This window comes from Brevundimonas poindexterae (genome assembly GCF_020524625.1).
GTDB classification, from domain to species: Bacteria; Pseudomonadota; Alphaproteobacteria; order Caulobacterales; family Caulobacteraceae; genus Brevundimonas; species Brevundimonas poindexterae_A.
The window spans coordinates 423,881-436,249 of the sequence record NZ_JAIVLL010000002.1 but is presented as its reverse complement, the minus strand read 5'-3'; the positions used below and the strand labels follow the sequence as shown (position 1 = coordinate 436,249).

Genomic DNA, 12,369 nt, shown 5'->3' with positions numbered 1-12,369 from the left:
CCTAGAGCTGGCCCAGGAGGTGTTCGGCCGAGGACACCTTGAACTCGCCGCCCTGCTCGATGTTCAACTGCTCGACCACGCCGTCCTTGACCAGCATGGAATAGCGCTGCGAGCGCTCGCCCATGCCAAAGCCCTTGGCATCCATGGTCAGGCCGACCGCGCGGGTGAACTCGCCATTGCCGTCGGCGAGCATGAGGATCTTGTCGGCGCCGTCCTGGGACTTGGCCCAGGCGCCCATGACGAAGGCATCATTGACCGAGACGCAGGCGACGGTGTCGACGCCCTTGTCCTTCAGGGTTTCGAGGTTCTCGGCAAAGCCCGGCAGGTGACGCGCCGAACACGTCGGGGTGAAGGCGCCCGGCACGGCGAACAGGGCCACCGTCTTGCCGTTGAAGATTTCCGAGACATTCACCGGCTTGGGCCCCTCGGAGGTGGCCTTCATCAGGGTGGCTTCGGGCAGGCGGTCGCCGATCGAGATGGTCATGGAATGTCTCCGTTGGGGCTGGGGCCGTCGGGGCCGGTCCTGCCCAGATAGACATCCGCCGCGCCTCCACCAAGGGGCTTGGGGGCCAAAGCGCGCCCCGGCCCCTTGCGCCGGACCGGGCCAGACCCGATGATCCCCCCATGAACGGCTTTTCCTCCCTCGCCGGTCGTCTGCTCATCGCCATGCCCGGTATCGACGATGACCGGTTTCGACAGGCTGTCATCCTGATCTGCGCCCACGGGCCGGATCACGCCATGGGCGTGCGCATCGACCAGCCGCTCGAGGGGATCGATCTGTCGACCGTGCTTGAAAAGCTGGACATGCCGCCCCCGGCCGAGGGCTATGAGGCCCCCGTGCTGGTCGGCGGCCCGGTCGAGCGCGAGCGGGGTTTCGTGCTTCACACCGACGACTGGATCTCGGACGGGACCAGCCTGGCCTTCGGGGACGGTCTGGCCCTGACGGGCACCCGCGATGTGCTGGTGGCCATGTCCGACCCCGTCACCGGCCCGCGCCGGTCGCGCCTGATGCTGGGCTATGCGGGCTGGGACGAGGGCCAGCTTGAGGCCGAGCTGACCGAGAACATCTGGCTCACCGCCGATGCCGACACCGAAATGGTGTTCGACGACGATCACCCCACCAAATGGGCCCGGGCCCTGGCCGCCATCGGCGTGGATGCCGCCCGCCTGTCCGGCACCGGCGGTCGGGCCTGAGGCGTCAATCGGCGAAGCAGCTTCGCTCGATGAAGCTGACCGCTGCGGCCTTGGCCTCGTTCGGGTTGTGGCCTCCGGGAAATTCGAGGGCCGCGAAGGGTACCTCCGCCGCGCGCAAGGCCGCGACCAGCGGCCCATAGTGGTCCGTGAAAGGGGCCGCGGGGTCCGTTCGGCCACCGGCCACGAAGACGGGCCGGTCCGCCAGCGCCGCCGCCTTCGGAGAGAACCGCGCCTCCTCTGCCCCGGCGATGGAAGCCTGCATGAAGACCCCGGGACCTCCGGCGCCGAAGCGGGCGAGCTCGGGATCGGCGGCAAAGCTGTCCAGCTCGGATCGCCAAAGGGCCGCGTATTCGGGATCCCGACCCCACCGATCCGCGATCACGCCCATGTCTGCAGGAACGAGGGCGACCACGCAGCGGATGTCGGCGTCCGAGGCCGCTGTATGCAGCGCCAGCCAGCCACCGAAGCTGACCCCGAACACCGCAACCTGATCCGGATCGATCCCGTCATGATGGCGCAGCCAGTCGACGACGACCTGGCCATCCACCCGCGCATTGTCGAGGCTGAACTCGCCCCCGGACGCTCCGGTCCCACGGTAGCTCGGCACGAGGACCGTGTAGCCGGCGGCCTGCAGTTCGCCCGCGACACGCGGTACATTCGATCCTGACGGGAAGCCGTTGAACAGGGCGATGGCCGGGCGATCTCCTTCACCCTCGCCAACCAGAAGCCGGGCCGAAACGGTCTCGCCGCCGGAAGGGATCGATACCTCTATCGGCGCCTGCTGGGCCATGGCTGCAAGGGGCGCGGACAGAGCAGCGAAGCAGGATGCGGCGGCGGCAAGGAGGGTCAGTTTCATGGGGGCCTCGTGACACGAAATCCCCACTTCTTTGCCATCGGGTCCGCAATGGCACAGCTTACAATGCTGTAATTACGGATGTTTAACTTTAGCGGTCGGCTCCTTCTGTCGGCAGACCGTCAATCACCAGCCGGCCGCCGGTGTAGCGACTGTCGTCGGTGACCTCGCGCGTGGCGAAGTCCGGGGTTGGGTAGAGGGCCATGGCTTCCGGGTTTGGGAACTCGGCCTCGGCCATGATCAGGCCTTCGAGGGCTCCGGAGAAGACGTCGACCGAGATGTCCGCGCCGTCGACGTTGCCGAGATAGTGACGGGTCTTGGTCAGCCGGCGGCCGGGCAGGGTGGACAGCAGGCGGAACTCCTCGGGCGACAGGTAGATGGAGGTCAGCAGGCGGACCGCCGGGCTGACGTCCGCCTTTCGCCCCAGTCTCAGCATGGCCGGACCGCCGTCATCCGGAATGGCCTCGCGCAGGCGCAGCCGGGTGCCCTCGACATAGAGGTCGGTGAAGTGTTCGACGCGGATGACCCGGTCATGCGGGACCGCGCGGCACAGCCACCGGCGTTCGCGCTCGATCCAGGCGTATTTGGACTTGGGCCAACCCAGCGCGGCAGCCGTCGCCGGATCGATTTCAGGCAGTGTATCGGTCATGGCTCCGACCCTCTTCGCAGTGCGGCAATGGCCTTTGGCCGCAGGGGAACGTGATGCTGTCCCGGACGATTATAGTGCTGACAGTCAAAAGGAGCCTGGAATGTCCGACCTCAAAGGCAAATCCCCCGAGAGCCCGAAGGAAACCGTGGAAGAACAACTCGAGCAGGTCGAACACGACGCTGAGGCCATGGATCGCCCCGACCGGGCCATTCCCCTCGAAGACGACGAGGAGAAGAAGGGTCTGGGGGTCGTCAAATACCTGGTGCCCTGAGACAGGCGCTTCCCTCAGGTGCGCAGGATCTTGTCCATCGCCTTGCCCCGGGCCAGTTCATCGATGAGTTTGTCGAGGTAGCGGATCTCGCGCATCAGCGGCTCGGCGACTTCCTCGACGCGGATGCCGCAGATGACCCCGGTGATGGCCTCGCGCGCCGGATTCATCGCCGGGGCATCGGCGAAGAAGGTCTCGAAGTCGGTCTTCTCTTCGATCTGCTGCTCGAGCCCCGGCTGATCGTAGCCGGTCAGCCAACAGATGATCTGGTCGACTTCGGCCTTGGTGCGCCCCTTCTTCTCTGCCTTGGCGAGATAGTGGGGGTACACGCTGGCGAAACTCATCCGGTAGACCCGATGGGTCATGCTCAGCCCGCCCCGGCGGCGATCTGCATCATGACAAGACCGGTGAACCAGGCGGCGGCCGTGCCGACGATGTAGCCGACCACGGCCAGAAGCACGCCAACCGGGGCGAGGGAGGGGTGGAAGGCCGCGGCGGCCACGGGGGCCGAGGCCGCCCCGCCGATATTGGCCATTGAGCCGACGCCGAGGAAGAAGCTGGGCGCCCGGATCAGGAAGGCGACCAGAACCATCAGCGCCACATGCACCAGCATCCAGACGGCTCCGATCAGGAAGTAGACCGGGCTGTCGAGGATGGCCCCGATGTTCATGTTCAGCCCGACGGTGGCCACCAGCACATAGACGAACACCGAGCCGACCTTGGCCGCGCCCGGCCCCTGCAGCTTGCGGGCCGGGGTGAAGGACAGGACCACGCCGATCACTGTGGCGATCAGCACCAGCCAGAAGAAGGCCGAGTCCAGCGACAGGCGCTGGGCCCAGGGCCAGGTCTCGCCGAACCAGGTGGACAGCGGGTCCGCGATCGCATGCGACAGGCCCACTGCGCCGAAGCCGACCGCGAGGATGAAGATCAGATCCTTGAGCATCGGGATGCGGGCGTGCTCGGCTTCATAGGCCTCGGCCTTGTCGCGGACGCGGTCCACGGCCGAGGCGTCGGCCCGGAACAGCTTGTCGACGCGGCGCTGGTTGGCGGCCATCCAGAGGACCACAGCCATCCAGACATTGGCGACGATCACATCGACGGCGATCCAGATCGAGAAGGTGTCCGGCCCCGCGCCATAGATTTCGTAGAGGGCGGTCTGGTTGGCGGACCCGCCGATCCAGCTGCCGGCCACGGTCGCCATGCCGCGCCAGATGGCTTCTGGTCCTGCCCCCATCAGCTCGGGCGCGAACCAGCTGGTCAGCAGCAAGGCCACGGGCCCGCCGATCATCACGCCGATGGTGCCGGTAAAGAACATGATCAGCGCCTTGGGCCCGAGGCCCACGACGGCAGGCAGGTCGGCCGACACGGTCAGCAGGACGAGCGCCGCCGGCAGCAGATAGCGCGAGGCGATGTAATAGAGCCGGGATTCCTCGGGGTCGACGACGCCGAAAGTCGTCAGCAGGGACGGCAGGAAATAGCAGAGCAGCAGGGCCGGGATGACGGTGAAGAACCGCTTCACCCAGACATTGTCGCGGCTCGAGACCCAGAAGACGGCGCCCAGGATCACGGCCAGCAGGCCGAGCACCACGGCGTCATTGGTGATCAGGGCTGTGGTGGCGGCCTCTTCGGTCGGCATGAAGGTGTCTCCCCTTGGTTGGGGGCATAAGGGCAACCGGGGTGCGATTTGGCAAGCCGTGACAGGCCGTTGCATCCGGCGGCGGCGCGCGGCAGGGAGAGGGGGTGACTTCCCTGATCATCGATTGCGATCCCGGCGTGGACGATGCCGTGGCCCTGCTGACCGCCTTTGGCAGCCCGGCTCTGGACCTGCTGGCCGTGACCACCGTGGGCGGCAATGTCCCGGTCGATAGGACGGCCCGGAACGCCTGCATCCTGCGCCAGATTGCCGCGCGCGAGGATGTGCCGGTCTATCGCGGCGCGGAACGCCCGCTGGTGCGCGAGCCCGCCGGGGCCGGAGAATTCCATGGCGCCGAAGGCCTGGGCGATATGGCGCCCTTCGATCCGGCAAAGGGCTGTGAGCCCGGCGGCGCGGTCGAGGCCATCGTGGAGCGGGTCATGGCGCGGCCGGCGGGGACCGTTTCGATGGCGGTGCTGGGCCCGCTGACCAATCTGGCGCTGGCGCTGCGGGCCGAGCCACGGCTGGCGGAGCAACTGGGCCCGGTCGCCGTCATGGGCGGCGCGCGGGCCGAGGGCGGCAACATCACGGCCTCGGCCGAGTTCAATATCTGGGCCGACCCGGAGGCTGCGGCCGAGGTGCTGGACAGCGCCTGCGACGTGGTGCTGTTCGGTCTGGACGTCACCCATCAGGTGCGCGCGACCGAGGCGCGGATCGCCGGAGTCGAAGCCCTCGACACCCCTTCGGCCCGGGCCGCGGCGTCGATGATGCGCTTCTCCCAGCGGATCGAGCGCGAGATCGTCGGCTGGGATGCGCCCCCCGTCCACGACCTGTGCCCGGTGGCCTGGATGCTCCGGCCCGATCTGTTCACCCTTCGGCCGTGCCATATTGCGGTCGAGACCGGCAGCGACCTGACGCGGGGGCATACGGCGGTCGAGTTCCGCGACGGCGTCGCCGGGCCGCTCCGTCATCGGTGGGCGACCGCAGCCGATGCCGACGGCGTCTTTGACCTGCTGAAGGGAGCGACACGATGAGGATCACCGTGGTCGGGTCGATCAATGTCGACATGGTGGCCACCGCGCCGTCCCTGCCACGCGCGGGCGAGACGGTGACGGGGGCCGTGCTGGCGCGCCACCCGGGCGGCAAGGGCGCCAACCAGGCGCTGGCCGCGCGGCGGCTGGGGGCCGAGGTCGCCCTGATCGGGGCCGTGGGCGAAGGCCCGCTCTCGGACGAGGCCCTGGTCCTGCTGGAAGACGCCGGCGTGGACCTTAAGGGCGTCGGCAGTGCCGAAGGGACGCCGACCGGCGTCGCCCTGATCGCCGTCGACCCGTCGGGTGAGAACCAGATCGTCGTGGCCTCGGGTGCCAATGGTCAGGTGCGGCCCGAGCATCTTCCGGCGCGGATCGAGGATCCACTGATCGTGCAGCTGGAGCTGCCGGTCGAGACGGTCGAGGCCGCCGTCGGCCGCGCGACCGGATTTGTCTGCGCCAATCTGGCGCCGGCCGCGCCGGTGTCGGAGGCCCTGTTGCGGCGCTGCGACCTGATCGTGGTCAATCAGACCGAGGCGGAATTCTATGGTGACGCCCTGCACTCCGGAGGCGGGCAGGTGGTCATCACCCGGGGGGCGGAGGGGGCGAGCCTCTACAGGCGCGGGGCGGTGGCCGCCGAGGTCGGGGCGCCGCTGGTCGAGGCGGTGGATGCGACCGGAGCGGGCGATGCCTTTGTCGCCGCCATCACGGTCGCCCTGCTGGAAGGTCAGGCGGTGGAACACGCCCTGCGCTTCGCCTGTGCGGCCGGAGGCTTTGCGGCCACGGGCGCAGGGGCCCAGCCTTCGCTGCCGACCCGCGATCAGGTCGAGGCCCTGCTGAAGCTGCAGATGGTCTGGTGAACGGCTGGCGGCCTGAGGGGTTGTTCTCCTGACAGGAGCGGCATGGCGTCGCCCGCAATGAAGGAGGTCCCCATGACCGAAGCTGCGCAAAAGGCCGAGGCCGACAAGGCCATGAAGCTCAAGGCCGAGGCCACCCCGCCCGAGCACCCCGAATCCGGCCAGACCGCCAACGAGGGCATGCAGCCGACCGAGACCAGCGGCGCCCCGATGGGGGCGCTGGATGCCGAAGGCCACCGGCCGGTTCTGGAGCGCTCGCACAAGGTCAGATGACCGGACCTTAATTTGGCGCAGCCCGGTGAGGCCGCTAGAGACCCGGTATGACAGTTGAGGATTACGATCGGTCTTTGGCCGAAGCACGGCAACTGCTGGCTGAAGGGCGCGCCACGGAGGTGATCGAGCGGATCGCTCCCTTGATCGACCTGGGTCACGAGACCCCCTTGGCACAAGGCCTTCTGGCCCAGGCCCTGTTGAGGACCGGCGACGTTGGCGCAGCCGAGCAGGCGGCGGACCGCGCCCTGTCGCTGGACGTGCGCGAGGCCCGCGCCCTGTGCGTGAAGGGGGATGTATTGAGCGGTCGCGGCGAGTTGCGCGACGCCAACGCCTATTACGGTGGACTGATGCGGCTGCTGGAGGGGGCTGCCTCGCCAGATCCGGACCTCGCAGAGGGCCTGGGGCGCGCCCGCGCGCTCCGACAAAAGCTGACAGGGGACATGCTGCAGACCCTGCAGGGGGAATTGCAGGGGGCGGGATTCAGCGAGGAGCGTTCCCACCCCAGATTCCGGCACGCGCTCGACCTCGCGCTGGGTCGCAAGGCCCTGTACATGCCCCAGCCCAAGGCATTCTACTATCCGGAGCTACCGGCCTCGCAGTTCTATCCGCGCACGGAGTTTCCGTGGCTGGACGGGGTGGAGGCGGCAACCGATCAGATGCTGGCCGAACTGAACGGCGTGCTGGGACAGGAGAACGAGTCCTTCGCCCCCTACGTCCAGACCATGCCGAACATGCCCAAGCGACCCGGTGACCTGCTGATCGACAGCATGGACTGGAGCGCCTGCTTTCTCTGGCGGGACGGCCAGGAAACCGCCTACGCCGGGCGCTGCCCGCAGACGATGGCAGCCTTGGCCGATGCGCCGCTATGCCGGATCCAGGGCCGGTCGCCGCAGGTGATGTTCTCGCAGCTGAAGGCCGGGGCGCGCATTCCGCCGCACCACGGCTATGTGAACACGCGGCTGGTCTGCCATGTGCCGCTGATCGTGCCGGAGGGCTGCTGGTTCCGGGTCGGCAACGAGACCCGGTCATGGAAGCGGGGCGAAGCGTGGGTGTTCGACGACACCATCGAGCATGAAGCCGCCAATGACAGCGCCTCCGACCGGGTCATCCTGATCTTCGACATCTGGCATCCGGCGTTGTCGGAGGAGGAGCGCCACCTGGTCGCGACCTTGCTGGAGGCCATGGACGCCTATTCGCCCAATCCCGCGACCTGGGAATAGGCGTCAGAGGTTGACGACCAGCCGGGCGACCGAGCCTTCGGCCAGACGGTCGAAGCCTTCATTGATCTGATCAAGCGAGAGGGTGCCGCTCATCAGCCGGTCGACCGGCAGGCGGCCCTCGCGGAACAGGGCGACATAGCGGGGCAGATCGCGTGAAGGCACGCAGGTGCCGATATAGCTGCCCTTCAGGGTACGTTCCTCGCCCACAAGCCCAACGATATTGACCGGCAGGGTGGCGTCGGGCGGGGGGAGGCCGGCCGTGACGGTGGTGCCACCCCGGCGGGTCATCTTCCAGGCGGCCTCAAGCGCCCTCGCCGAGCCGGCCATTTCGATGGCGACCTCGGCTCCGCCCCGGGTCAGGGTGCGGACTTGGTCGACGGCATCGGCGTCGGCGGCGTTGACGGTGTGCACCGGGCCGAGGGTGCGGGCGAGGGCCAGCTTGTCCTCGCTAAGATCGACCGCCACGACCGGCGAGGCGCCGCACGCCAGAGCCCCCAGCACCGAAGCCAACCCCACGCCGCCCAGACCCACCACGACCACCGATTGACCCGGCCGGACGCCTGCGGTGTTCACGACCGCGCCAACGCCCGTCAGGACGGCACAGCCGAACAGGGCCGCCTGATCGAACGGCAGGGCCGGGTCGATACGCACGAGCGACCGCCGCGAGACCACGGCCCGCTCGGCAAAGGCGGAACAGCCGAGGTGGTGGTTCAGCGTCTCACCCTCCGCATGGAGGCGATGGGCGCCGGTCAGCAGTTCGCCGCGCCCATTGGCGGCGGCCCCCGGCTCGCACAAGGCCGGTCGGCCCTCGGCGCAGGGGGCGCAGTGGCCACACGAGGGCATGAAGACCATGACCACATGGTCGCCGACGGCCAGATCCTCGACGCCTTCGCCCAGCGCCTCGACCTCGCCTGCCGCCTCATGACCCAAGGCCATGGGCAGGGGGCGGGGGCGGTCACCGTTGATGACGCTGAGGTCCGAATGGCACAGGCCGGCCGCGCGGATGCGCACCTGCACCTCGCCCGGGCCGGGAGGATCCAGGGTCACCGTCTCGATCAAGAGCGGACGGCTGTCGGCATAGGGGCGGGCGGCCCCCATGCTGCGGAGAACGGCGGCGCGGGTTTTCATGCGCCCATGCGAGACGCCTTGACGCGGCGTCCGTCAAGCCCGGGTCGGGGGCCGGGGTGGAGTGGAGTCCCGAAAAACAGACTCCACTTTCTCCAACTGCAACACCTCCTGTGACGGCATTGATCCATCCCACTCTGGCATGCCGCTCCGTCAGAAGCGGTCGGACGCCGATCCCGTCCGGCTCTGGAGCAAACCCGCGTTATCGCCTACGACTGGAAAAAAACGGGAGGCTAAACGTGACAGGTACGATCGAGCGGACTCGGCGCGAGGACTACAAGCGGTTCCAGGCCATCTCCACGCGGTGGATGGACAATGACGTCTACGGCCATGTGAACAATGTCGTCTATTATTCGTGGTTCGACACGGCGGTGAACCGGCTGCTGGTGGTCAACGGCCTGCTGGATATCCACGAGGGCTCGGTCATCGGCCTGGTGGCCGAGACGGGCTGTCGCTACTTCTCGCCAACCGCCTTCCCTGACGAGATCCAGGCGGGCGTGCGCGTGGCCCATGTCGGGACCAGTTCGGTGCGCTATGAGATCGGCCTGTTTCGCAACAAGGAAGACGAGGCGGCGGCCGTCGGCCACTTCGTCCACGTCTATGTCGACCGCGAGACCAAGCGGCCGGTGCCGGTCGACGACAAGATGCGGGGATTCCTTGAAGGCCTCCGCGCCTAGGTCGCGTGCTCAGTAGCGATCCGCGAAGCCTCCAAAAAGGGGACTCGCGGAAGGTCAGCTATGGGTGGGTAGTGGACCTTGTCGCGTGTAGCCAAGCTGGCCCCTTAGGAGTTCTCGATGCGCTTTCGTTCACTTCTAATCGCCGGACTGTTGATTGCTCCTCTAGTCGCACTACCGGCTTACGTGTGGGTCTCACATGCCCTCGATTTCAGCCGCGTCGAGATCGACCGTGTCGCTCTCGTTGCTGCTGTTGCAACCGGGCTTTTTGGTATCAGCCAGATGAACTCAAGCCGCGATTACCGCGTCGCCTTAGGAGTTGGCTACATAGTGGTCACAGTACCCCTTCATCTGATGGCGGCTATCGTGATCGGGTGCAGATTTGGTCCCTACTATTGGAAACCGTTCTAGCGATCAGAGTTCCGCAATGGGTCGGGAGCAGACTGTCGCCAATGGGTGGGTAGCGGACATCCTGTAGGCAGCAATGTAGAAGGTTTGGGCGCAGGAGAGGGAGGGCCAGATGCGAGTACTCAAGCATGGCTTGCTAGCAGGTTTGGCTATCATCGTAGGCTGCACGGAGAACGACGCTGAATATGATGCTGAACGTTTTTCCGCCGCCGCTGGAAACTACACCGCTCCGGACCATCGCGCTGAGTGGGGGATAAACCTCGGATACTCAGCGGCAGAAACTCCCATCTGTCCCCGGAAGGCGGGTGTGGAGTGCCAAGCAGTCGAGGCTGACGGGGCAACGGTTCGAGGTGCCGCTTTGGCGGGGGATTTAGCCGCCCAGCGTCGCCTGATCACGATGTTCGAAGAACCTGATGTCATCCAGCGTCCGATCCAGGTTTGCGCTTGGAATCTCGTGGTGGCCGCTCACCCAGAGAACCAGAATTCCGAACTGGACGGGCGGCAGGCCGAGGCGGCTTGCTCCAGGCTGACCCGGACGCGCGAACGGCGTGGGGCGCAATGGTTAGCGAACGACATTCATAGAGACATCTATGGGACCGACCTGCCTCCGGCCCTGTGGTAGGTCCGCAATGGGTCGACCGCCGGCACGCGGCTTTACGCGGAAAGCAGACCCTCTAGCAGCATAGGCAGCATTGCCTCCACAAGGCGACCATGACAGCCTGACCGAATGGGCGATGACGACGGCCAGCTAGTTGCATCAGACACTCTCGACGCACTCGACCGGAGGCATCGGGTCAGTTGGGACGCCTTCGATGCCCAAGACCTTGATGCTTACATGGACTTCTTCGCGCCTGAACTAGTCTGGACGGGCATCGACGGGCGGACCATCGATTTCGCTGCGCTTCGCCAACAGGTTCGGGGCCAGTTTGAGCGAGGGATCAAGAGAACGGCGACCTCGTATGAGCGGGAGGCCGTCTCCCTCGACGGGGAGCAGGTCATCGAAACTCTCACGCAAACATCGGAAGTCACGCTGAACGCTTTCGGCGTCGTGCGCCGAGACATCGTCCTCCAACGGCGAGGCTCGTATCGGTGGTCCCGACAATCCGGGACATGGCGTGTCGCGGAGGCGAACATCACCTCTGAGACCTTCAAAACCAATCGTTGGCGATTGGCTTGGTTTGGTCAACTGTAGCGCCCGCCAAGGGTCGGCAGCCGACATTGACCTGTCGCTTGCAAGCGGGCCCCTGGCAGTGGCGGTTTATGGGTACGCGCCCTGGCCCACCGCGCGGCCATGGGTGACAAGCGCGTCGCGCCGGGCTATGCGGCGCGCCTCACATTCCCTCCCGCGACTGCCGAGACGACGACCATGGCCGGCCATTCCAAATTCAAGAACATCATGCACCGCAAGGGCCGCGCCGATGCGCAGCGGTCCAAGCTGTTCTCCAAGCTGTCGCGCGACATCACCGTGGCGGCCAAGTCGGGCCTGCCGGATCCGGCCATGAACCCGCGTCTGCGCCTGGCGGTCAACAACGCCAAGGCCGAGAGCCTGCCCAAGGACGTGATCCAGCGGGCCATCAACAAGGCCTCGTCCGGCGACGTCGATACGATGGAAGAGGTCCGCTACGAGGGCCGCGGCCCCGGCGGCGTCGGCATCATCGTCGAGGCCCTGACCGATAACCGCAACCGCGCCGCCTCTAACATCGGCACGGCGTTCAAGAAGAACGGCGGCGCCTTGGGCGAGATGAATTCGGTCGCCTTCATGTGGGACCGGGTCGGCAAGATCACCTATGCGGCCGAGGCGGGCAGCGAGGATGCCGTCATGGAAGCCGCCATCGAGGCCGGCGCCCAGGACGTCGAGAGCGATCTGGAAAAGCCCGACATCTATGAGGACGCTCCGGGCCACACCATCTGGACCGCCTTCGAGGACCTGAACGAGGTGGCCGAGGCCATGTCGAAGATCCTCGGCGATCCGAAATCGACGGCCATCGTCTGGAAGCCCCAGTCGCTGGTGCCGGTCACCGGCGAGGCCGTCGGCACGCTGATGAAGCTGCTGGACGCGCTGGACGCCGAGGACGACGTGTCGAGCGTCTATTCGAACGAGGACATCTCGGACGAGGACGCGGCGCAGTACGCGGGCTGACCGGAACATCCGGGCGACCTCAAGGGTTGGTCAGGGCGAACCGCAAC

17 protein-coding genes are annotated in these 12,369 nt (G+C 66.9%); 11 read left to right on the top strand and 6 right to left on the bottom strand.

Annotated features, from left to right (window positions below; all coding sequences use genetic code 11):
- Nucleotide 1: 1 nt before the first annotated feature.
- Nucleotides 2–484: a peroxiredoxin gene (locus LC068_RS08490; RefSeq protein ID WP_226636300.1), complete on the bottom strand. Its 483-nt coding sequence runs from the start codon at nucleotides 482–484 to the stop codon at nucleotides 2–4.
- Nucleotides 485–624: 140 nt separating this feature from the next.
- Here LC068_RS08490 and LC068_RS08485 point away from each other — a divergent pair, with 140 nt between their 5' ends.
- A complete protein-coding gene (locus LC068_RS08485; RefSeq protein WP_209119673.1) occupies nucleotides 625–1,194 on the top strand; it encodes a YqgE/AlgH family protein in 570 nt (189 codons plus the stop codon).
- Between the two features lie 4 nt (nucleotides 1,195–1,198).
- On the opposite strand, the gene LC068_RS08480 is transcribed toward LC068_RS08485, so the two are convergent.
- Both LC068_RS08480 and LC068_RS08475 read right to left on the bottom strand, forming a co-directional pair.
- Nucleotides 1,199–2,050 carry an alpha/beta hydrolase family protein gene (locus LC068_RS08480; RefSeq protein WP_226636298.1) on the bottom strand — a complete coding sequence of 284 codons (852 nt, stop codon included), beginning with the start codon at nucleotides 2,048–2,050 and terminating at the stop codon, nucleotides 1,199–1,201.
- Nucleotides 2,051–2,138: 88 nt separating this feature from the next.
- Nucleotides 2,139–2,696: a CYTH domain-containing protein gene (locus LC068_RS08475; RefSeq protein ID WP_226636296.1), complete on the bottom strand. Its 558-nt coding sequence runs from the start codon at nucleotides 2,694–2,696 to the stop codon at nucleotides 2,139–2,141.
- Nucleotides 2,697–2,796: 100 nt separating this feature from the next.
- On the opposite strand from LC068_RS08475, the gene LC068_RS08470 reads away from it, so the two are divergent.
- Entirely contained in the window at nucleotides 2,797–2,967 is a 171-nt protein-coding gene (locus LC068_RS08470) for a hypothetical protein (protein WP_226636294.1), read from the top strand.
- Between the two features lie 14 nt (nucleotides 2,968–2,981).
- Here LC068_RS08470 and LC068_RS08465 read toward each other — a convergent pair whose 3' ends face one another.
- Both LC068_RS08465 and LC068_RS08460 read right to left on the bottom strand, forming a co-directional pair.
- The gene (locus LC068_RS08465; protein ID WP_226636291.1) at nucleotides 2,982–3,329 is read right to left on the bottom strand and encodes a DUF2200 domain-containing protein; all 348 of its coding nucleotides are present in this window, start codon (nucleotides 3,327–3,329) and stop codon (nucleotides 2,982–2,984) included.
- 2 nt (nucleotides 3,330–3,331) lie between these two features.
- A complete protein-coding gene (locus LC068_RS08460) occupies nucleotides 3,332–4,600 on the bottom strand; it encodes a DUF819 family protein (protein WP_226636289.1) in 1,269 nt (422 codons plus the stop codon).
- Nucleotides 4,601–4,704: 104 nt separating this feature from the next.
- Here LC068_RS08460 and LC068_RS08455 point away from each other — a divergent pair, with 104 nt between their 5' ends.
- The 4 genes from LC068_RS08455 (at nucleotide 4,705) to LC068_RS08440 (ending at nucleotide 7,975) form a co-directional block, all read left to right on the top strand.
- Nucleotides 4,705–5,631 (top strand): nucleoside hydrolase, encoded by a 927-nt coding sequence (locus tag LC068_RS08455; RefSeq protein WP_226636287.1) that lies wholly within the window; start codon nucleotides 4,705–4,707, stop codon nucleotides 5,629–5,631.
- Complete coding sequence (locus LC068_RS08450) at nucleotides 5,628–6,485, top strand: ribokinase (protein ID WP_226636283.1); 858 nt, start codon at nucleotides 5,628–5,630, stop codon at nucleotides 6,483–6,485. Before LC068_RS08455 ends, LC068_RS08450 begins: the two co-directional genes overlap by 4 nt.
- Before the next feature lie 72 nt (nucleotides 6,486–6,557).
- Entirely contained in the window at nucleotides 6,558–6,755 is a 198-nt protein-coding gene (locus LC068_RS08445) for a hypothetical protein (protein ID WP_226636281.1), read from the top strand.
- Between the two features lie 47 nt (nucleotides 6,756–6,802).
- Nucleotides 6,803–7,975 (top strand): aspartyl/asparaginyl beta-hydroxylase domain-containing protein, encoded by a 1,173-nt coding sequence (locus LC068_RS08440; protein ID WP_226636279.1) that lies wholly within the window; start codon nucleotides 6,803–6,805, stop codon nucleotides 7,973–7,975.
- Nucleotides 7,976–7,978: 3 nt separating this feature from the next.
- On the opposite strand, the gene LC068_RS08435 is transcribed toward LC068_RS08440, so the two are convergent.
- Nucleotides 7,979–9,103 (bottom strand): zinc-dependent alcohol dehydrogenase family protein, encoded by a 1,125-nt coding sequence (locus LC068_RS08435; protein WP_226636277.1) that lies wholly within the window; start codon nucleotides 9,101–9,103, stop codon nucleotides 7,979–7,981.
- A gap of 236 nt (nucleotides 9,104–9,339) precedes the next feature.
- Between LC068_RS08435 and LC068_RS08430 the strand changes: the two genes are divergently transcribed.
- The 5 genes from LC068_RS08430 to LC068_RS08410 all read left to right on the top strand — a co-directional run bounded on the left by LC068_RS08430 (nucleotide 9,340) and on the right by LC068_RS08410 (nucleotide 12,322).
- Nucleotides 9,340–9,777, top strand: a complete 438-nt coding sequence (locus tag LC068_RS08430; protein ID WP_404825205.1) for an acyl-CoA thioesterase — start codon at nucleotides 9,340–9,342, stop codon at nucleotides 9,775–9,777.
- Between the two features lie 117 nt (nucleotides 9,778–9,894).
- Nucleotides 9,895–10,185: a hypothetical protein gene (locus LC068_RS08425; RefSeq protein ID WP_226636273.1), complete on the top strand. Its 291-nt coding sequence runs from the start codon at nucleotides 9,895–9,897 to the stop codon at nucleotides 10,183–10,185.
- 109 nt (nucleotides 10,186–10,294) lie between these two features.
- The gene (locus LC068_RS08420) at nucleotides 10,295–10,804 is read left to right on the top strand and encodes a hypothetical protein (RefSeq protein ID WP_226636271.1); all 510 of its coding nucleotides are present in this window, start codon (nucleotides 10,295–10,297) and stop codon (nucleotides 10,802–10,804) included.
- 105 nt (nucleotides 10,805–10,909) lie between these two features.
- The gene (locus LC068_RS08415) at nucleotides 10,910–11,374 is read left to right on the top strand and encodes a nuclear transport factor 2 family protein (protein ID WP_226636268.1); all 465 of its coding nucleotides are present in this window, start codon (nucleotides 10,910–10,912) and stop codon (nucleotides 11,372–11,374) included.
- A 174-nt stretch (nucleotides 11,375–11,548) separates the two neighbouring features.
- Entirely contained in the window at nucleotides 11,549–12,322 is a 774-nt protein-coding gene (locus tag LC068_RS08410; protein WP_209119286.1) for a YebC/PmpR family DNA-binding transcriptional regulator, read from the top strand.
- The last annotated feature ends 47 nt before the right edge of the window (nucleotides 12,323–12,369 follow it).

Coding starts and splice junctions, on each gene's coding strand:
- LC068_RS08490 (WP_226636300.1), bottom strand. CDS start 484: ATGACCATCTCGATCGGCGACCGCCTGCCCGAAGCCACCCTGATGAAG.
- LC068_RS08485 (WP_209119673.1), top strand. CDS start 625: ATGAACGGCTTTTCCTCCCTCGCCGGTCGTCTGCTCATCGCCATGCCC.
- LC068_RS08480 (WP_226636298.1), bottom strand. CDS start 2,050: ATGAAACTGACCCTCCTTGCCGCCGCCGCATCCTGCTTCGCTGCTCTG.
- LC068_RS08475 (WP_226636296.1), bottom strand. CDS start 2,696: ATGACCGATACACTGCCTGAAATCGATCCGGCGACGGCTGCCGCGCTG.
- LC068_RS08470 (WP_226636294.1), top strand. CDS start 2,797: ATGTCCGACCTCAAAGGCAAATCCCCCGAGAGCCCGAAGGAAACCGTG.
- LC068_RS08465 (WP_226636291.1), bottom strand. CDS start 3,329: ATGACCCATCGGGTCTACCGGATGAGTTTCGCCAGCGTGTACCCCCAC.
- LC068_RS08460 (WP_226636289.1), bottom strand. CDS start 4,600: ATGCCGACCGAAGAGGCCGCCACCACAGCCCTGATCACCAATGACGCC.
- LC068_RS08450 (WP_226636283.1), top strand. CDS start 5,628: ATGAGGATCACCGTGGTCGGGTCGATCAATGTCGACATGGTGGCCACC.
- LC068_RS08445 (WP_226636281.1), top strand. CDS start 6,558: ATGACCGAAGCTGCGCAAAAGGCCGAGGCCGACAAGGCCATGAAGCTC.
- LC068_RS08440 (WP_226636279.1), top strand. CDS start 6,803: ATGACAGTTGAGGATTACGATCGGTCTTTGGCCGAAGCACGGCAACTG.
- LC068_RS08435 (WP_226636277.1), bottom strand. CDS start 9,103: ATGAAAACCCGCGCCGCCGTTCTCCGCAGCATGGGGGCCGCCCGCCCC.
- LC068_RS08425 (WP_226636273.1), top strand. CDS start 9,895: ATGCGCTTTCGTTCACTTCTAATCGCCGGACTGTTGATTGCTCCTCTA.
- LC068_RS08420 (WP_226636271.1), top strand. CDS start 10,295: ATGCGAGTACTCAAGCATGGCTTGCTAGCAGGTTTGGCTATCATCGTA.
- LC068_RS08415 (WP_226636268.1), top strand. CDS start 10,910: ATGGGCGATGACGACGGCCAGCTAGTTGCATCAGACACTCTCGACGCA.
- LC068_RS08410 (WP_209119286.1), top strand. CDS start 11,549: ATGGCCGGCCATTCCAAATTCAAGAACATCATGCACCGCAAGGGCCGC.